Raw genomic sequence first — 18,552 nt, 5'->3', positions numbered from 1 at the left:
GCAGGGCCGGCGCGCAGCAGGTGCTGGCAAGCTTTCAAATCGCCAGGACGGCCATCACGGCCGCCAGCACGCAGACATACAGGGCACAATCGAACAGGGCTTCGTGCCAGATCCAGCGCGACAGCCCGACGCGCTGCAGGCCCAGGCGCAACACGCCGGTCAGCAGCAGCGCCAATACCGCGTAGATCGCCATTGGGCTCAGTAACACGCCGCCCAGCGACCATTCATGTAAACCCATTAGCCTCTCCTCTGAGCTGGCACCAGTGGCGCCAGCCGTTCTGCAGCTGTAACAACGCCGCTTCGGCCAGACGCTTGTCGATGCTCGGCGTGCAGGCGCGCAGGGCTTCCTGCAGTTCAGCCACCGGCGCGTTCAGATCGTCTTCACGGCCCGGTGCGGGACCACGCTCCAGCGCGTCATCGAGGCGCTCCAGGAAGCGCTGCTGCGACCGTGCCAAACCGGCATCTGCATTGACCAGGCACTTGCGCAGGTGCAGCAGCTCGTCGCCCAGGTCGAGACCGGCGACGCCATCGTCCCAGCGGCTGCGCGCCTGGTCCGGCCGCGCCGGATAGTGCCGCGCCAGCTGCAGCAGACGGTCGGCCATGCGCCCGCCGAACCAGTTTTCGGCGCGGCCCAGGTCGCGACGAGTGAGGCGTCCGAGATCGGCCAGGATCGCCTGCATCAGGCGCCGCCCATGCCAGACCGGATTGCGCAGCACCACCAGCTTGAAGGCCATCACCGCACAACCGACACCCATGAGCATCCCCGGCACCTCATTGAGGAAATAGGCGACGTCATAGCCGACACCCGGCGCCGGCAGGCACAGAACGATGAAGTGCAGGCAGAACGAGGTCGAGGTCGCCGCCGTCGCCGGCTTGGCCATGCCCAGCACGCCGAAGAACAGCGGCACGCCCAAGACCATGCAAAGCATCACGAAACCGTCGATCTGCGGCATGAGAATCTGCCCGACGAAAAACGCCACCGGCAACGCGTAGAGGATGCCGCGCAGAAACATCATGCCGATCTGCGGCGCGGCTTCGAGCCGGGCGAACAAACTGCACACCACGCAAGCCAGGAGCAAAGCGCTGATGGCGTGGGTCCAGCCAGTGGCCAGCCAAAAGGCCGCCAGGGTCAGGAAGGTCAGCGCGCTACGCGAGCCATACACCAGCGCGCTCTGCCAGTCGTAATGCCAGGACAGAGCGCGCGGCGCATCGGCCGGCGCCCTGCCCTCCTCGACTGCGAGCAAGGCACGGCTAGCGTCCTCGACGCGCAGCAGCAGCACCATCAGCCGCTCGAGACAAAGTTGCTGGCCACTGCTCAGTTCTTCGTCCTGCACGGCCTGGCGCAGCTGCTCGACCAACTCCGGCAAACCTGTCGGTTGCGCCTGCTGCAGGCGCTCGTCTACCACCTGCAACCAGGGCGCAACGGCCTGCGCCTCGGCGCTGCCCAGCTGTCGCCACTGCCGTGCGACTCCGCGGGCCAGGCGCAACATGCCGAGCAGATCGCGGCTCAGCACCCGCAACGCCACGGCACGCTGGCGACCGCGCGCGCCCTCGAACCAGGCATGTTCACGCTGGGCATCCACGGCGACAATACGCGCCAGCACCTCCAGCAACCCCTGCCGCGAGTCGGCCTCACCGGCCAGCGCCTGTCGCGAAGCTGTCACCCCGGCCTGCCAGGCGTTACGTGCCTGCTGCGCCAGCTGCCGCTCGACCCGCTGCGGCCAGAGCAAGGCGCTGCTAAGGGTCGCGCAGATGATACCCAGGCAGATTTCCGTGCAGCGGGCGATGGCCTCGTCGAACACCACATGTGGCTTGCCGATGGCCGGCAAGGCGATGATCGCGACGGTGTAGCCGGCCAGCACGAAGGAGTACGACCAGGCGCTGCGCAACATGGTCGAGGCCGCCGTGCACAGCGCCAGCCACAGGGCGAAGGCCAGCACGAACAGCAGTGGCGCCTGGGCGAAAAGCCCCATCATCACCACGGCCATGAAGGTGCCAACCAGCGTTCCGAGCAGTCGCGCCAGGCCCTTCTGCACCACCATGCCGGACAGCGGCTGGGCAACGATGAATGCAGTCATCAGCGCCCACTGCGGTTGCTCCAGGCCGAAACGCAGCGCGCACCACAGCGCCAGACCACCGCCGAGAAGGGTCTTGATGGCGAATTGAACGGCTTGCGGGCTTGGTGCAAGGAACACCAGCAAGGAGTCACGCACGATGGCTACCTGAAGAAATCTCAGCTCTGAACATAGCTGTAGCGATTGGGTTCCGCCTCCATGCGAAACTAAATTATTAGCTAGCTAACTATATCTGTCCAGAGGTTCAATTCGTTCAGCCCGCCAGAACGCGAGCAAAAAAAAGGGCGACCGAAGTCGCCCGAATTGCCTTGCGTGCCCTGTGAACTGGAAGGATCAGCTCGGCTTGCGCTTGTGCGCATCCTTCCAGATGAAGTAACCAACACCCCCGAAGAACGCGACCATCAGAAGTACGGTGCCGACCCCGGCGAGAACCACTGTATCGACGAACATGGCTGCCTCCTGTTGTGCCTGTCTGTCTGGGATGGCTTCAAGTTATCAGCGCTGGCGGCGGGAAAATTGACCTGGATCAATGGCTCAGGAGCAGGCGTGACCGGGCTTGAGGGAATACTGACCCAGGTCAAGAAATCGAGGGGGTTCGAGGCGGGAAACGCTGCACAACGGAGGGCGCAGCGGGAAGATCGGAGCGCTTTCAGCGTTTCTTGGGCTTGCTCTTGGACTTCTTCCTGGCCTTGCCCAGCGGCAACACCTGCTCGAAGACCTGGCGCATCTCGTTGAGGCGCTTGTCGTTGAGGTCGTGGATACGCTTGTCGCGCTCGGCGGCGAAGTCGATCAGCTTGTCGTCATTGCTCATAGCGGAAACCGGATCAGGCGAAAGGTCAGATTCAGGCGTGGCGCGCAGGCTTGGCGCGTCTTCGCCACTTGATGTTGCCAATGATGCTGGGTCGGGCCGCGCATGACCAGTAGCGAGGCGTGCTCCAGCGTCAACGAGTGTTCGATGCGCGTGCTGCCAACACGGCGCAGGTCGAAGCGCCGGCTGCCGCCCAGGTTGAGCGAGGCGATCAGCGGATCACGGCCCAGCTCCGGCTCGGCATCGCTGTGCCAGCCCATGGAGTCCTGGCCGTCACGGTAGTAGTTGAGCAGCACGGCATTGAGCGGCTGACCGACTTGCCTCACGACACGTTGACGAATCTCGTCAAGCAACGGCGTCCAGGGCATAGGCTCGTGCAACTTGCCGGAATAGCGATAGCGCGCCTCGGTATCGCCGTACCAGGCGGTGAGCCGTGGCGTGCGGTGGTAGCGCCCGTGAATGAACAGTTCCGGCTGCTGCCAGGGCGTTTGCTCGACCAGCGCGTCTAACCAGCTGTCAGCCACAGCAGCGTCCATCCAGCTGGGGAGGTAGTCCAGCTCGGCATCGGCGATGGCAGGCAAGGGATCAGCGAACAGCATGACGATCTACATGAAAGAGAATGAAAAGAGTGTCTCAGACTTCAACATCCACCCACAGTCCCTGTCGAGGTAAGTCACCAAGGGCCTGCTCCACTTCTTCCGGCTCGGCCTCGGCCAACTGTTCCGGGGTGTAGCCACGCCGCTGGCGGCGGCGCTGTTCATCACGCAGCAACTCCTCAGTTTCCTGCGGGTGCCGCTTATCCAGGCTCAGCGCACTTTCCCTGGCGCTCTGCTCGACCGGGGTCACCGGAGGAATCTCGGGCTTGGGCTTGATCACGTCCTGCGTGGCCGTGACCGGCACCAGGCCTTGGGGAATCGGTGGCAGCATGCAACAGCACCTCCTTTGGTCAGGCTGTCGGCCCCGCGAAACGCTACTTGAGGGCGTGCTCACTACACTTTCGACTAACGGATGCGACGATAGTGCCACGACCGCTTTAGCCATGGTTCGGCATCCGTTACCATAGCCGGCTTTTTCACGCGGGAGACAGGCATGGCGCAGTATCAACCGGGGCAACGCTGGATCAGTGACAGCGAAGCGGAATTGGGTCTGGGAACCATCCTCGCCGAGGAAGGCCGCCTGCTCACCGTGCTCTACCCGGCCACCGGCGAAACCCGTCAATACGCCACGCGCAATGCTCCGCTGACCCGTGTGCGCTTCGCCCCGGGTGACGAGATCACCCATTTCGAGGGCTGGAAGCTTACCGTACAGGAAGTCGAGGACATCGACGGCCTGCTGGTCTACCACGGCCTCAATGCCCAGCATCAGCCGGTCACCCTGCCGGAAACCCAGCTGTCGAACTTCATCCAGTTCCGCCTGGCCAGCGACCGCCTGTTCGCCGGCCAGATCGACCCGCTGTCCTGGTTCGCCCTGCGCTACCACAGCCTGGAGCACAACAGCCGCCTGCTGCAGTCGTCGCTGTGGGGCCTGGGTGGCGCGCGCGCCCAACCAATCGCCCACCAGTTGCACATCGCCCGCGAAGTGGCCGACCGCATCGCCCCGCGCGTGCTGCTGGCCGACGAAGTGGGCCTGGGCAAGACCATCGAAGCCGGCCTGGTAATCCATCGCCAGTTGCTTTCCGGTCGTGCCAGCCGCGTGCTGATCCTGGTCCCGGAAAACCTGCAGCACCAGTGGCTGGTGGAGATGCGCCGGCGCTTCAACCTCGACGTCGCGCTGTTCGACGCCGAGCGCTTCATGGAGAGCGACGCCAGCAACCCCTTCGAGGATTGCCAGCTGGCGCTGGTCGCCCTGGAGTGGCTGAAGGACGACGAGAAAGCCCAGGACGCGCTGTTCGCTGCCGGCTGGGACCTGCTGGTGGTCGACGAAGCCCATCACCTGGTCTGGCACCCGGAACAGGCCAGCGCCGAATATTCGCTGGTCGAGCAACTGGCCGAGGTCATCCCCGGCGTGCTGCTGCTCACCGCCACCCCGGAACAGCTCGGCCAGGACAGCCACTTCGCCCGCCTGCGCCTGCTCGACCCGGCCCGTTTCCATGACCTGCAAGCCTTCCGCGCCGAAAGCAGCCAGTACCGCCCGGTCGCCGAAGCCGTGCAGGAGCTGCTCGACCAGGGCAAGCTCAGCGCCCAAGCGCGCGATGCCATCGGCGGCTTCCTTGGCGATGAAGGCCGTGAGCTGCTCGACGCCATCGATGGCGGCGACGAACAAGCGCGCGCTCGCCTGGTACGCGAACTGCTCGATCGACACGGCACCGGCCGCCTGCTGTTCCGTAACACCCGCGCCGCCGTACAGGGCTTCCCCGAACGCGAGCTGCACCCCTACCCGCTGCCGAGCCCGGACGAATACCTGGAGCTGCCGGTCGGCGAGCACGCCGAGCTGTACCCGGAAGTCAGCTATCAGGCGCAGGAAGAAGTCGACGACGAGCAACGCTGGTGGCGCATCGACCCGCGCGTCGAGTGGCTGATCGACACCCTGAAGATGCTGAAGAAATTCAAGGTGCTGGTGATCTGCGCCCACGCCGAAACCGCGCTGGACCTGGAAGACGCCCTGCGCGTGCGCTCCGGCATCCCGGCCACGGTGTTCCATGAAGGCATGAGCATCCTCGAGCGCGACCGTGCGGCGGCCTACTTCGCCGATGAAGAATTCGGCGCTCAGGTGCTGATCTGCTCGGAAATCGGCTCCGAGGGCCGCAACTTCCAGTTCGCGCATCATCTGGTGCTGTTCGACCTGCCGGCCCACCCGGACCTGCTTGAGCAGCGCATCGGCCGTCTCGACCGTATCGGCCAGAAACACCGCATTCAGCTGCACGTGCCGTATCTGGAGAACAGTCCGCAGGAGCGCCTGTTCCAGTGGTACCACCAGGCGCTCAATGCCTTCCTCGCCACCTGCCCCACCGGCAACGCCCTGCAACATCAGTTCGGCCCACGCCTGCTGCCGATGCTGGAGAACGCCGACGACGGCCAGTGGCAGCAACTGGTGGACGAAGCCACCGCCGAACGCATTCGCCTCGAAGGCGAACTGCACAGCGGTCGCGACCGCCTGCTGGAGCTGAACTCCGGCGGCGCCGGCGAAGGCGAGGCGCTGGTCGAGGCGATCCTCGAACAGGACGACCAGTTCACCCTGCCGATCTACATGGAAGAGCTGTTCAACGCCTTCGGCATCGACAGCGAAGACCACTCCGACAACGCCCTGATCCTGCGCCCCAGCGAGAAGATGCTCGATGCCAGCTTCCCCCTGGGCGATGACGAGGCGGTGACCGTCACCTACGACCGCGAGCAGGCGCTGGCCCGCGAGGACATGCAGTTCCTCACCTGGGAACACCCCATGGTGCAGGGCGGCATGGACCTGGTGCTGTCCGGCTCGATGGGCAACACCGCCGTGGCGCTGATCAAGAACAAGGCGCTCAAGCCCGGCACCGTGCTGCTGGAGCTGCTCTACGTCAGCGAAGTGGTCGGCCCGCGCAAGCTGCAACTCGGCCGCTTCCTGCCGCCGGCTGCGCTGCGCTGTCTGCTCGACGCCAACGGCAACGACCTGGCGCCCAAGGTCGGCTTCGAGACGCTCAACGACCAGCTTGAAAGCGTGCCGCGTGCCAGCGCCAACAAGTTCATCCAGGCCCAGCGCGATGTGCTGGCCAAGCAGATCAATGACGCCGAAGCCAAGGTCATGCCGCGCCATGTCGAGCGCGTGAGTGAGGCCAAGCGTCGCCTGATCGCCGAACTGGACGAGGAATTGGCCCGCCTGGTCGCCCTGCGCGCGGTCAACCCGAGCGTACGCGACAGCGAGATCGAGGCCCTGCGCGAGCAGCGTGAGCAGAGCCTGGCGATGTTCGACAAGGCCGCCCTGCGTCTGGAAGCGATTCGCGTATTGGTCGCGGGCTAACCCTAGGGGGCGCTGCGCAGCGCCCCGTACTTACAGTCCCTCGAAGTAGCCCGGATGCAATCCGGGCTACGACCAAAGCGTTACCCGCCCAGCTCATCCAGCCTTTTTTGCAAAAACTGCCGATCCGGCCCCTGTTGCGCCAGCGCCAGGGCCTGACGGTAGGCTACAATCGCCTGCTCTCGGCGGCCCAACCGGCGCAGCAGATCGGCCCGCGCAGCATGAGCCAGGTGGTAACCCTGCAGTTCGCCCGCAGCCAGCAGTCGGTCGATTTCCACCAACCCCGCCTCCTCGCCATCGCGCATGGCCAGCGCCACGGCACGATTGAGTTCGATCACCGGTGATGGATTCAGTCGCAGCAATTCGTCATATAGACCGACGATTTGCGCCCAATCGGTTTCTTCCAGACTGGCCGCCTCGGCATGCACCGCGGCAATCGCCGCCTGCAGGCTATAGGGGCCGAAACGCCGCGATTGCAGCGCCTGCAACACCAGCGCCTCGCCTTCGGCGATCAGCTCGCGATTCCACAGACTGCGATCCTGAGCTTCCAGCAGAATCACCGCACCATCGACGCCGCTGCGCGCAGCGCGTCGCGACTCGTGCAGCAGCATCAGCGCCAGCAGCCCCTGTACTTCCGGTTCGGGCAGTAGCTCCAGCAGCAGACGGCCCAGGCGAATCGCCTCGTCGGACAGCTGGCTGCGGGTCAGCGAATCACCGGAGCTGGCGAAGTAGCCCTCGTTGAACACCAGGTAGATCACCCGCAACACCGCATCCAGGCGCTCGGGCAGCTCGCTGCGCCCCGGCACCTCGTAAGGGATACGCGCATCGCGAATCTTCGCCTTGGCCCGCACGATGCGCTGGGCCAGGGTCGCAGGGCTGGAGAGAAAGGCGCGGGCGATCTCCTCGGTGGAGAGGTCGCACACCTCGCGTAGGGTCAGGGCCACCTGGGCATCACTGGCCAGCGCCGGGTGGCAGCAGGTGAAGATCAGGCGCAGGCGATCATCTTCAAGCAGCTCGCCCTCGCAGGCGCCATTCTCGTCAGGCAATTCGACCTGTTCATCCAGCGGCTGAAAGCGGCGCTGCCGACGCAGGCTGTCGATGGCCTTGAAACGCCCGGCAGAGACCAGCCAGGCGCGTGGATTGTCCGGCAAACCGCCGTTCGGCCACTGCTCGACCGCGCTGCGAAACGCCTCGTGCAGCGCCTCCTCGGCCAGGTCGAAATCGCCGAGCAGACGAATCAGGGTCGCCAACACTCGGCGCGACTCCTCGCGGTATAGGCGTTCGATCAGTTCGCTGACCGGTGGCGATATCGACATGCGCTTCTCCTGAACGAAGGCATACGTTGCCCAATACCGCTGGCGGCGTCGAGTGGCGGCACGATCCGCCCCCCGATTTGGCATCTCTCGCGTTGGCAGCCATTCGACCACTGGGCATAGTCGCGCATTCCAATAATGAAGGGAGTCATGTCATGCAATGGTTGCTGCTCGGCCTGCTGGGCGCCGCGCTATTTCTCTACGGCCGGGTCACCGACGACACTCAGCTCAGCCTGCTGAGCAAGGGCATACCGGTGATCGCCCTACTCTTGTGGTTGCGCCAGGCGCCGGCCGGCACCTACCGCCGCTGGATCACCATTGGTCTGCTGTTTTCCCTGGCCGGCGACCTCCTGCTGGACTGGCCTGGCGATCTGTTCGTGTTTGGCCTTGGCGCCTTCCTGATCGGCCACCTGGCCTACCTGCGCGCCTATTGTTCCGACAGCCGCCAGCCCGCCTTGCCCGCCCTGCTGCTGGCACTGATTGCCGGCGGTGCGATGTTCGCCGTGCTGGCCAGCAGCGGACTGGGCGAGCTGCTGATTCCAGTGGCCTGCTACGCCACGGCGATCAGCCTGATGCTCTGGCGTGCGCTGGCCCGCATTGGCCATCCTGACCTGCAGCCACGCTCCACCTGGCTCGCCGCCAGCGGTGCGGCACTGTTCGTGCTGTCCGACAGCCTGATCGGCATCGACCGCTTCGTCGCCAGCTTCGACGCCGCGCCTTACGCCATCATCCTCACCTACTGGCTCGGCCAGTGGGGCATCACCGCTTCGGCGTTCGAGCGCCATAGCGCCTGAGGCAGCCAGGGCAATCGCATAAAGGTGTCGGAGCGAACGGACGGCGCTCCGCTTTATTCGCGATTTCATCGCGAATAAAGCCCTTAGGAGGTAAAAGGATTGCCCTACACATACAGCTCGTAGCCTGGGGGCTTGCGGCCGTCTTTTTGCTAAGATGCCGGCCTTTTCAGCTACCCGTTACGACTGCCGTGAGCCAAGAACCCGATCGTCTATTTTCCCAGCCCCTGTCCGCGGTGCCCGACTTCGTCTTCAACGAGGATGTGGTGCGGGTCTTCCCCGACATGATCAAGCGCTCGGTGCCAGGCTACCCGACCATCGTCGAGAACATCGGTGTGCTCGCCGGCCAGTTTGCCCAGCCGCACACCACCCTGTACGACCTGGGCGCATCGCTCGGCGCAGTGACCCAGGCGCTGCGCCGCCATGTGCGCGTCGATGGCTGCAAGGTGATCGCGGTGGACAACTCCCCGGCCATGGTCGCGCGCTGCAGCGAATACCTGCACGCGCAGGACGCCATGTTCCAGGAATTGCTGCCGGTAGAGGTGATCGAGGCCGACATTCTGGCTTTGGAGCTGCAACCGGCCTCGCTGGTCACGCTGAACTTCACCTTGCAGTTCATCCCGCCGGAGCGCCGCCTGGAATTGCTCAAGCGCATCCGCCAGGCCCTGCTGCCGGGCGGCGCGCTGATCCTCTCGGAGAAGCTGCGTTTCGAGGACGCCGCCGAGCACGACCTGCTCACCGAACTGCATGTCGCCTTCAAGCGCGCCAACGGCTACAGCGAACTGGAAATCGCCCAGAAGCGCAGCGCCATCGAGAAGGTGATGTTGCCCGACAGCCTCGAGCAGCATCGCGAACGCCTGCTGGCCGCTGGCTTCAGCAAGGTGCTGCCCTGGTTCCAGTGCCTGAACTTCGCCTCGCTGGTGGCCCTGCCATGATGCGTGATCTGGACCTCGACGCTTTGCAGGCGCAACTGGCCGGCACCCCTTTGCAGGATTGGGCGGCCGATCTGCCCGGCCAGCTCGATGCCAAGCTGGCCATCGGTCACGGCGATCTGGCGCGCTGGTACGGCGCCGTACAAGCGCTGCCGGAACTGCCGGTGAGTGAGGTGGAACTGGCTCAGCACTTCGCCTTCGGCGGCGCCTGCGACGAGGCCACGTGTGCGCAGTTGAAAACGGCCCTGCAGGGGCTGATTCCCTGGCGCAAGGGTCCATTCGAATTGTTCGGCGTGCATATCGACACCGAATGGCGCTCGGACTGGAAGTGGCAGCGCGTCGCACCGCATCTGGATCTGGCCGGCAAGCGCATCCTCGACGTCGGCTGCGGCAATGGCTACTACATGTGGCGCATGCTCGGGGCGGGTGCCGACAGCGTGGTCGGTATCGACCCCAACTGGCTGTTCCTCTGCCAGTTCCTGGCGATGAAGCGCTATCTGCCGCATCAACCGGCATGGCACCTGCCACTGGCTTTCGAGGAGCTGCCGGCCAAGCTGCAGGGCTTCGATACGGTGTTTTCCATGGGCGTGCTTTACCACCGCCGCTCCCCCATCGACCATTTGCTCGACCTCAAGGATGCGCTGGTCAAAGGCGGTGAACTGGTGCTGGAAACCCTGGTGGTCGAAGGCGATGCCGAGCAAGTGCTGGTGCCCGAGGACCGCTACGCGCAGATGCGCAACGTCTGGTTCCTGCCCTCGGTGCCGGCGCTGGAGCGCTGGCTGCGCCGCGCCGGTTTCGAGGACGTGCGCTGCGTCGACGTCAGCATCACCTCTGTGGACGAACAGCGCGCCACCGAGTGGATGCGCTTCCAGTCGCTGCCCGAGTTTCTCGACCCGGCCGACCACAGCCGCACCGTCGAAGGCCTGCCGGCACCGACCCGAGCGGTGCTGGTCGCGCGCAAGCCTTAGAAATAGCGGCTCTAGTGGGGCGGGTGCAACCCCTAGATCTCTATCGGCGGGTTGCACCCGCCCTACCCCCGCAACCAGCACGCCCGCCGCTGTGCGATCGAGCGCAGCGGCTCACGCGCCCCCTGCTCCACCACGCCACGGGCACTGCCCAGGCGAATCCGTCCTTCTATGTCCTGTGCCAGCAGGCGGCGCATCCGCCAGCGCCAGAGCCAGGCGCCCACCCAGTCGACGATGGCGTTCTGCAGATCCAGCGGCCACATGGCCGGCATATAGAACTCGGGCATGGGCGGGCGTGGCTTATCGTGCTTGCTCGAACCGTTCATGTCTTTTCCTCCGTTTCGCCGCCGGCTGTTCCCGGCTTGCGATCAGGATGAAACGCGCCTATCGTTCAAAAAAACGACAAATATCAAATAGGCAATTAAGAAATATTTAACGATCATGAACGCGCCAGCCTCTGTTTCTCTGCCGCTTCTGGAAAGCGACGTACTGCGCACCTTCGTCGCCATCGCCGATAGCGGCAGCTTTACCCGCACCGCCGCCCAGGTGTTTCGCAGCACGGCGGCCGTCAGCCTGCAGATCAAGCGCCTCGAGGAGACACTCGGCCAGCGCCTGTTCATCCGCGAAGCCAGGCGCGTGCAACTCACCGCCGAGGGCGAGGTACTGCTGGGCTACGCCAGGCGCCTGCTCAAGCTCAACGAGGAAGCAGTGGCGCGCTTTCTCACCCCGACGCTGACCGGCCGCGTGCGCTTTGGCACGCCGAACGATATCGGCGACCGGGTACTGCCCGGCGTGCTGACCCTGTTCGCCCGCAGCCATCCAGCCGTGGAGGTCGAAGTGAATGTGGGCCGCAGCGTGGATCTGGTGGCCAAGCTGGATGCCGGCGAACTGGATCTGACTCTGATCAACGCCGGCAATGACGGCCTGGACGACGCGCGCGGCGAGGTGATCTATTCCGAAGAACTGGTCTGGGCCGGACGCGATGGCGGCCTGGCCATACAACGCTCGCCGCTACCACTGGCGCTGGCTAACCCCGGCTGCGCCTGGCGAAGGACGGCGATCGACGCACTGGATCGTCAAGGGGTGGCCTACCGCATCGCCTACTCCTGCGAACAGTGTGCGGGGCAGGAGGCGGCCATGACCGCCGACCTGGCCATCGCGCCCTTCCCGCGCAGCCTGGTCAAGCCACCGTTACGTCGGCTCGGCGCGGAACAAGGCCTGCCCGCGCTGGGTGAGTACCACATCAAGTTGATTCGTGGTCATCAGAGCAACGACGCCATCGAGGCGCTTGCCACACAGATGATCCGAGCCTTTGCCGGCCAGGCTTGAGGGCCGGCTTCGCGGCACAAGGCGCTCCTGCGCAATGCGTTTAGGTGTGCGCTGTTCGCGGACAAGTCCGCTCCCACAAAGCCTGCTTGCACTGCGCTGCCGTGGGAGCGGACTTGTCCGCGAATGCTCTGGAAAGGCAGTCAGCCGCGATCGGCCGCCGCCACGATCAGCGCCTTCATCTCTGCGACCGCCTGCTTGAAGCCAACGAACAAGGCATGGGCGACGATGGCGTGGCCAATGTTCAGTTCGTTGATGCCGGGAATCGCGGCCACGGCCTCGGCGTTGTGGTAATGCAGGCCGTGACCGGCATTGACGATCAGCCCGTGGTTGAGGCCGCAGATCACACCATCGCGAATACGCGACAGTTCTTGCGCCGCCTCCTCTGCCGTATGAGCATCGGCGTAACGCCCGGTGTGCAGTTCGATGGCCGGCGCGCCGACGCGCATGGCGGCCTCGATCTGCCGCTCCTCAGCGTCGATGAACAGCGACACCTCGCAACCGGCCAGCGTCAGGCGCTCGACCGCCGCGGCAATGCGCGCTTCCTGTCCGGCGACATCCAGACCACCTTCGGTGGTCAGTTCCTGGCGGGTTTCCGGTACCAGGCAGACATGCGCCGGGCGAATCTGCTCGGCGAAGCCGAGCATGAAGTCGGTGACGCCCATCTCGAAGTTCATTCGCGTCTGCAGCACGTCAGCCAGCACGCGAACGTCGCGATCCTGGATGTGCCGACGATCTTCGCGCAGGTGCACGGTGATGCCGTCGGCACCGGCCTCCTCGGCGTCCAGCGCGGCCTTGACCGGGTCCGGGTAGCGCGTACCGCGAGCCTGGCGCAGGGTGGCGACGTGGTCGATGTTCACGCCGAGCAGAATACGATTGGCCTCAGTCACGCTTGGACTCCTTGAGCGTCATGAAAAGTTCGCGGCTGACCAATGGCCTGCCACCGAGATGAGGTGCCAGCGCCTGGCGCATCAGGCGCTTGGCCGCAGCCAGCGCGCCCGGTGTCTGCCAGTCGGCTTCGGCCATGGCCAGCAGCTCACGGCCCTGAAATACACCGGGCTGCAGTTGTACCACCGGCACCAGGCCGATGTCCTGCTGCCAGCGATACAGCGCGGTGGGGTCGATAGCCTGGTCGTGCTGGTCGCGATCCAGGGCGAAACCATAGCCCAGCTCGTCCAGCAGGCGCCATTCGAATGCGCGCAGCAATGGCTCCAGCGGCCGGCCGGCAGCCAGCGCCTGCAGAGTCAGGCCGTAGTGTTCGAGCATCACGGGGTGCGGATCTTCGGCCGGCAGCAGGCGGATCAGCAGCTCGTTGAGGTAGAGCCCCGAAAACAGCGCCTCGCCGGTTAGCAGCAGCGGGATGCCGGCGCTTTCCAGACGGCCGACGCTCTTCAGCTCGCCGCGCCCGCGCAGCTCCAGCTCCAGTGGCGCGAAAGGCCGGGCAATGCTGCCAACCTTGCCGCGCGCTGCGCGCAGCACTGCGCGAATACGGCCCTGCGCGGTGAAGAAATCCACCAGAGCGCTGCTTTCCTTGTACGGACGGCTATGCAGGACATAAGCGGCAAGCTGCATGTTTCAAGCCTCAAGCAAGAGCGGCTTGTGGCTTGCAGCTTATGGCTTGCAGCCTGTTGCTCAATCCAGGTAGCCCAGCGAGCGCAGGGCACGCTCGTCGTCGGACCAGCCGCCTTTGACCTTGACCCAGAGGTTGAGCATCACCTTGGAATCGAACATGGTTTCCATGTCCTTGCGCGCATCCGCGCCGATGCGCTTGATGCGCTCGCCCTTGTCGCCAATGATGATCTTCTTCTGCCCGTCGCGCTCCACCAGGATCAGGCCGTGGATATGCAGAATGCGACCCTCCTGCTTGAACTCCTCGATCTCCACGGTGATCTGGTACGGCAGCTCGGCGCCGAGCTGACGCATGATCTTCTCGCGGATCAGCTCGGCAGCCAGGAAGCGGCTGGAGCGGTCGGTGATCTGGTCTTCCGGGTAGAAGTGTTCGGACTCCGGCAGACGCTCGCCCACCAGCTTCTCCAGAGTGTCGAGGTTCTGTCCCTGCAGCGCGGAAATCGGCACGATCTCGGCCTGCGGCAGTTGCTCGGCCAGCCAGTTCAGATGCGGCAGCAACTCGCTCTTGTCTTCCAGCCGGTCGGCCTTGTTCACCGCCAGCAGGATCGGGCATTTGACGTGCTGCACCTTCTCCAGCACCAGCTGATCCTCGTCGGTCCAGCGCATGCGGTCGACCACGAACACCACCACATCGACGTCCTTCAGCGCGGTGGACGCACTGCGGTTCATGTAGCGGTTGAGCGCCTTGTCATTGTGCTTGTGCAGACCGGGCGTATCGACGTAGACGGCCTGTACCTCACCCTCGGTCTTGATCCCGAGCATGTTGTGGCGGGTGGTCTGCGGCTTGCGCGAGGTGATCGCCAGCTTTTGCCCGAGGATGTGGTTGAGCAGCGTCGACTTGCCCACATTGGGCCGGCCGACGATGGCGACGTAGCCGCAGCGGGTCATAGGTGCATCAGTCATTGCCATTCTCCACCCCGAGGGCGATCAGCGCCGCAGCCGCAGCGACCTGCTCGGCGATACGCCGGCTGCCGCCCTGGCCCAGGGTCTTTTCATTGAGCAGGGCCACCTGGCACTCGACCATGAAGGTACGGCAGTGCGGCTCGCCCTGAACGTCCACCACCTCGTAACGAGGCAGTTCGCAGGCACGCGATTGCAAAAATTCCTGCAGGCGCGTTTTCGGATCCTTGTTGGTGTCGACCAGCGTCAGGCCGTCCAGCTCACCGGTCAGCCAGTCCAGCACGCGCTCGCGCGCCGCTTCCATGCCGGCGTCCAGATAGATGGCGCCGATCAGCGCCTCCAGGGCATCGGCCAGGATCGACTCACGGCGGAAACCGCCGCTCTTCAGCTCACCGGAACCCAGGCGCAGGTATTCGCCCAGTTCGAAACCGCGGGCCAGCACGGCCAGCGTTTCGCCCTTGACTAGGCGAGCGCGCAGGCGCGACAGCTGGCCTTCGCGGGCCTGCGGGAAGCGCTCGAACAGCGCCTCACCGGCTACGAAATTGAGAATGGCATCACCGAGAAATTCCAGCCGCTCATTGTTGCGGCCGGCGAAACTGCGATGGGTCAGGGCCAGAACCATCAGGTCCTGATCCTTGAAGCTATAGCCGAGCTTGCGCTCGAGGCGGGACAGATTGGGACTCACGGCATCCGTACACGAAATTCTTTGTCGAAATTCACCACCAGATCGAGGTTCTCGATCAGCGGCTCGCGTTTTTCATACTTGAGGTGGACCTGGAACTCGTTGTTCTCCACCTTGACCTGCAGAGCGTCGCGCATGTTCAGGTCACGAATGTTGTTGACCTGCATGCCCTTGCTCACATGATTATAAAACTCACCGACGGTGCGCACGTCCGCCGCCTTGTCGGTTTCCACCGAGGTGATGATCTTCTCCATGGACATATAGTCCATGTAATGCGGCAGCACCTTGAACGCCGTGCTGGCAAAGAATGCCACCACGGCCAGAACCACCAGCCAACCCAGAATGGAAAGCCCCTGCTGCGAGCGCGCGAAAGTCATGTATGTCCCCAATAGACGGTCTTGTTGGAAAGCCTGACGGCTAAACTCTTTATAGCCTGTGACGCTGTATTGAACAGCGCGCCAGTGCTCAATGAATCAGGCCGACTCGGGAGAAGTTGGGCAGATTTCCGGTCTTGGGCTCAGGCCAGCTCATCCAGATGGCGAAGGCCTTGCCGACGATATGGTCGTCCGGGACCATGCCCCACAGCTCCTGCGGGATATGACGATCACGCCAGTAGCGGCTGTCGTTGGAGTTGTCACGGTTGTCGCCCATCATGAAGTAGTGCCCTTGCGGCACTACCCATTGGCCGCCGGGCTCACGGCGCATGCGGGTCATTTCCTTGCGGATGGTGTGCTCGATCTGGCCCAGACGCTCTTCATAGAGCATTGCACCGCCCAGGCTGCCCGGCTCCTCACCGATCAGCTTCTCGGCCACCGGCTCACCATTGACCAGCAGTCGCTTGCCCTGGGTGTACTCGATCTGGTCGCCCGGCAACCCTACGACGCGCTTGATGTAGTTGATGGTCGGGTCGCTGGGATAGCGGAACACCATCACATCGCCGCGCTGCGGGTTGTCCACCTCGATGATCTTCTCGTCGATCACCGGCAGGCGAATGCCGTAGGCGAACTTGTTGACCAGGATGAAATCGCCCACTTCCAGGGTCGGTTTCATCGACCCCGAAGGAATCTGGAACGGTTCGACCAGAAACGAGCGCAGCACCAGCACGATGGCCAGCACCGGGAAGAAGGATTTGCCGTACTCGACCAGCAAGGGCTCCTTGCTCAGGCGTTCCAGCACCCTGTCGTCAGGATCGTCGACCCGCCCCTGGTACGCCGCAATCGCCGCACGGCGGCGCGGAGCCAGCAGAATCAGATCGACCAGGGCCAGGAAGCCGCAAACGGCGACCGCGATAACCAACAGGAGCGGGAAATTGATCGACATAGAGCCTTAGCTATCCAACCTGAGCACAGCGAGGAAGGCTTCCTGTGGGATCTCCACGTTACCGACCTGCTTCATGCGTTTCTTACCGGCCTTCTGCTTCTCGAGCAGCTTCTTCTTACGGCTCACGTCGCCACCGTAACATTTGGCCAATACGTTCTTTCTGAGCGCCTTGACAGTGGTCCGCGCGATGATCTGACCACCAATGGCTGCCTGGATCGCCACGTCGAACATCTGCCGAGGAATCAGTTCCTTCATCTTCTCGGTCAACGCACGGCCCTTGTAAGCCGCGTTGTCGCGGTGAACGATCAAGGCCAGGGCATCGACCTTATCGCCGTTGATCAGCACGTCCAGCTTGACCAGGTTGGCAGACTGGTAGCGGTCGAAATGATAGTCCAGCGACGCATAACCCCGGCTGGTCGACTTCAGACGATCGAAGAAGTCCAGCACCACCTCATTCATCGGCAGGTCGTAGCGAACCTGAACCTGCGAACCGAGGAATTGCATGTCGCGCTGCACGCCACGCTTCTCGATGCACAGCGTGATGACGTTACCCAGGTGCTCCTGCGGCACCAGAATAGTCGCGGTGACGATCGGCTCGCGGAAGTCGGCGACCGTCGAGACGTCCGGCAGCTTGGACGGGTTGTCGACGGTGATGGTTTCACCGGTCTTGAGTTCAAGCTCATAGATCACGCTCGGCGCCGTGGTGATCAGGTCCAGGTCGTACTCGCGCTCCAGGCGCTCCTGGATGATCTCCATGTGCAGCATGCCGAGGAAGCCGCAACGGAAGCCGAAGCCCAGGGCGTCGGAGCTTTCCGGCGCGTACTGCAGCGACGAGTCGTTGAGGGTGAGCTTCTGCAGGGCATCGCGGAAGTCCTCAAAATCGTCGGAGCTGACCGGGAACAGGCCGGCGTATACCTGCGGCTGGATCTTCTTGAAGCCCGGCAGCACTGCGACCTCGGGGGTCGAGGACAGGGTCAGGGTGTCGCCGACCGGCGCGCCGTGAATGTCCTTGATGCTGGCGATGATGAAGCCCACTTCACCGGCCTTGAGATCAGCGGTGGCGGTGTGTTTCGGGGTGAAGACACCGACGCTGTCGACCAGGTGCACCTTGCCGGTGGACTTGACCAGAATCTTGTCGCCTTTCTTGACGCGGCCCTGGCGCACGCGCACCAGCGAGACCACGCCAAGGTAATTGTCGAACCAGGAATCGATGATCAGCGCCTGCAGCGGAGCATCGATCTCGCCTTCCGGCGCAGGGATGGTCTGCACCAGGCGTTCGAGCACCTCGTCCACGCCCATGCCGCTCTTGGCACTGCAGGCCACGGCCTCGCTGGCGTCGATGCCGATGATCTTCTCGATCTCGTCCTTGACGCGATCCGGATCGGCCTGGGGCAGGTCCATCTTGTTTAGCACGGGCATCACTTCCAGGCCCTGCTCGATGGCGGTGTAGCAGTTGGCGACCGACTGCGCCTCGACGCCCTGGCCGGCATCGACCACCAGCAGCGCGCCCTCGCACGCGGCCAGCGAGCGGCTGACTTCATAAGTGAAGTCGACATGGCCGGGCGTATCGATGAAGTTCAGCTGGTAGATCTTGCCGTCCTGCGCCTTGTAATGAAGCGTGACGCTATGGGCCTTGATGGTGATGCCGCGCTCACGCTCCAGATCCATGGAGTCCAGAACCTGAGCCTCCATTTCACGCGCGGTGAGGCCGCCGCACAGCTGGATGAAACGGTCAGCCAGGGTCGACTTGCCGTGGTCGATGTGGGCGATGATGGAAAAATTGCGGATATGACTCAGGTCACTCACGGATCAACACTCGAAGAAGGCACAGGCAAGACGCTTGCCGAAAATAGCCGCGGATTGTACCTGATCCCGCGCGAC

At 64.0% G+C, this 18,552-nt stretch carries 20 protein-coding genes; 5 read left to right on the top strand and 15 right to left on the bottom strand.

Annotated elements, in window-relative coordinates:
- Positions 1-34: 34 nt before the first annotated feature.
- The 6 genes from P3C50_RS00695 to P3C50_RS00675 form a co-directional block, all read right to left on the bottom strand.
- Entirely contained in the window at positions 35-238 is a 204-nt protein-coding gene (locus P3C50_RS00695; protein WP_275544504.1) for a DUF1656 domain-containing protein, read from the bottom strand.
- The gene (locus tag P3C50_RS00690) at positions 225-2,213 is read right to left on the bottom strand and encodes an FUSC family protein (protein WP_275544503.1); all 1,989 of its coding nucleotides are present in this window, start codon (positions 2,211-2,213) and stop codon (positions 225-227) included. Before P3C50_RS00690 ends, P3C50_RS00695 begins: the two co-directional genes overlap by 14 nt.
- A gap of 195 nt (positions 2,214-2,408) precedes the next feature.
- Entirely contained in the window at positions 2,409-2,525 is a 117-nt protein-coding gene (gene ccoM / locus P3C50_RS24145) for a cytochrome c oxidase subunit CcoM (protein ID WP_283088575.1), read from the bottom strand.
- Positions 2,526-2,724: 199 nt separating this feature from the next.
- On the bottom strand, positions 2,725-2,886 hold the full coding sequence (locus P3C50_RS00685; protein WP_197856023.1) for a hypothetical protein: 162 nt from the start codon (positions 2,884-2,886) through the stop codon (positions 2,725-2,727).
- Entirely contained in the window at positions 2,883-3,482 is a 600-nt protein-coding gene (locus tag P3C50_RS00680; RefSeq protein ID WP_275544502.1) for an alpha-ketoglutarate-dependent dioxygenase AlkB family protein, read from the bottom strand. The genes P3C50_RS00685 and P3C50_RS00680 overlap by 4 nt, the downstream gene beginning before the upstream one ends.
- Positions 3,483-3,516: 34 nt before the next feature.
- Positions 3,517-3,810 carry an aspartate-semialdehyde dehydrogenase gene (locus P3C50_RS00675; protein WP_275544501.1) on the bottom strand — a complete coding sequence of 98 codons (294 nt, stop codon included), beginning with the start codon at positions 3,808-3,810 and terminating at the stop codon, positions 3,517-3,519.
- A 162-nt stretch (positions 3,811-3,972) separates the two neighbouring features.
- Here P3C50_RS00675 and rapA point away from each other — a divergent pair, with 162 nt between their 5' ends.
- Positions 3,973-6,816 carry an RNA polymerase-associated protein RapA gene (gene rapA / locus P3C50_RS00670; RefSeq protein WP_275544500.1) on the top strand — a complete coding sequence of 948 codons (2,844 nt, stop codon included), beginning with the start codon at positions 3,973-3,975 and terminating at the stop codon, positions 6,814-6,816.
- Positions 6,817-6,896: 80 nt separating this feature from the next.
- Here rapA and P3C50_RS00665 read toward each other — a convergent pair whose 3' ends face one another.
- The gene (locus P3C50_RS00665) at positions 6,897-8,129 is read right to left on the bottom strand and encodes an RNA polymerase sigma factor (RefSeq protein WP_275544499.1); all 1,233 of its coding nucleotides are present in this window, start codon (positions 8,127-8,129) and stop codon (positions 6,897-6,899) included.
- A gap of 152 nt (positions 8,130-8,281) precedes the next feature.
- On the opposite strand from P3C50_RS00665, the gene P3C50_RS00660 reads away from it, so the two are divergent.
- The 3 genes from P3C50_RS00660 to cmoB all read left to right on the top strand — a co-directional run bounded on the left by P3C50_RS00660 (position 8,282) and on the right by cmoB (position 10,817).
- A complete protein-coding gene (locus tag P3C50_RS00660; protein WP_275544498.1) occupies positions 8,282-8,920 on the top strand; it encodes a lysoplasmalogenase in 639 nt (212 codons plus the stop codon).
- Positions 8,921-9,108: 188 nt separating this feature from the next.
- Positions 9,109-9,852, top strand: a complete 744-nt coding sequence (gene cmoA, locus P3C50_RS00655) for a carboxy-S-adenosyl-L-methionine synthase CmoA (RefSeq protein WP_275544497.1) — start codon at positions 9,109-9,111, stop codon at positions 9,850-9,852.
- Complete coding sequence (gene cmoB / locus P3C50_RS00650; protein WP_275544496.1) at positions 9,849-10,817, top strand: tRNA 5-methoxyuridine(34)/uridine 5-oxyacetic acid(34) synthase CmoB; 969 nt, start codon at positions 9,849-9,851, stop codon at positions 10,815-10,817. The genes cmoA and cmoB overlap by 4 nt, the downstream gene beginning before the upstream one ends.
- A gap of 62 nt (positions 10,818-10,879) precedes the next feature.
- On the opposite strand, the gene P3C50_RS00645 is transcribed toward cmoB, so the two are convergent.
- Positions 10,880-11,140 (bottom strand): hypothetical protein, encoded by a 261-nt coding sequence (locus tag P3C50_RS00645; RefSeq protein ID WP_197856031.1) that lies wholly within the window; start codon positions 11,138-11,140, stop codon positions 10,880-10,882.
- A gap of 115 nt (positions 11,141-11,255) precedes the next feature.
- On the opposite strand from P3C50_RS00645, the gene P3C50_RS00640 reads away from it, so the two are divergent.
- The gene (locus P3C50_RS00640) at positions 11,256-12,143 is read left to right on the top strand and encodes a LysR substrate-binding domain-containing protein (protein WP_275544495.1); all 888 of its coding nucleotides are present in this window, start codon (positions 11,256-11,258) and stop codon (positions 12,141-12,143) included.
- A 140-nt stretch (positions 12,144-12,283) separates the two neighbouring features.
- Here P3C50_RS00640 and pdxJ read toward each other — a convergent pair whose 3' ends face one another.
- The 7 genes from pdxJ to lepA form a co-directional block, all read right to left on the bottom strand.
- Entirely contained in the window at positions 12,284-13,030 is a 747-nt protein-coding gene (gene pdxJ, locus P3C50_RS00635) for a pyridoxine 5'-phosphate synthase (protein WP_197856033.1), read from the bottom strand.
- On the bottom strand, positions 13,023-13,712 hold the full coding sequence (gene recO / locus P3C50_RS00630) for a DNA repair protein RecO (RefSeq protein ID WP_197856034.1): 690 nt from the start codon (positions 13,710-13,712) through the stop codon (positions 13,023-13,025). The genes pdxJ and recO overlap by 8 nt, the downstream gene beginning before the upstream one ends.
- Positions 13,713-13,772: 60 nt before the next feature.
- A complete protein-coding gene (era, locus tag P3C50_RS00625) occupies positions 13,773-14,678 on the bottom strand; it encodes a GTPase Era (RefSeq protein WP_197856035.1) in 906 nt (301 codons plus the stop codon).
- The gene (gene rnc, locus P3C50_RS00620) at positions 14,665-15,354 is read right to left on the bottom strand and encodes a ribonuclease III (RefSeq protein WP_013714666.1); all 690 of its coding nucleotides are present in this window, start codon (positions 15,352-15,354) and stop codon (positions 14,665-14,667) included. The genes era and rnc overlap by 14 nt, the downstream gene beginning before the upstream one ends.
- The gene (locus tag P3C50_RS00615) at positions 15,351-15,728 is read right to left on the bottom strand and encodes a DUF4845 domain-containing protein (RefSeq protein ID WP_275544494.1); all 378 of its coding nucleotides are present in this window, start codon (positions 15,726-15,728) and stop codon (positions 15,351-15,353) included. Before P3C50_RS00615 ends, rnc begins: the two co-directional genes overlap by 4 nt.
- 88 nt (positions 15,729-15,816) lie before the next feature.
- Entirely contained in the window at positions 15,817-16,671 is an 855-nt protein-coding gene (gene lepB, locus P3C50_RS00610) for a signal peptidase I (RefSeq protein ID WP_275544493.1), read from the bottom strand.
- Between the two features lie 6 nt (positions 16,672-16,677).
- Entirely contained in the window at positions 16,678-18,477 is a 1,800-nt protein-coding gene (gene lepA, locus P3C50_RS00605; RefSeq protein ID WP_197856038.1) for a translation elongation factor 4, read from the bottom strand.
- Positions 18,478-18,552: the final 75 nt, after the last annotated feature.

Source organism: Pseudomonas sp. Marseille-Q0931 (assembly GCF_940789645.1).
Taxonomy (GTDB): domain Bacteria; phylum Pseudomonadota; class Gammaproteobacteria; order Pseudomonadales; family Pseudomonadaceae; genus Aquipseudomonas.
The sequence above is the reverse complement of the archived record's forward strand: the minus strand, read 5'-3'. Positions and strand labels throughout refer to the sequence as shown.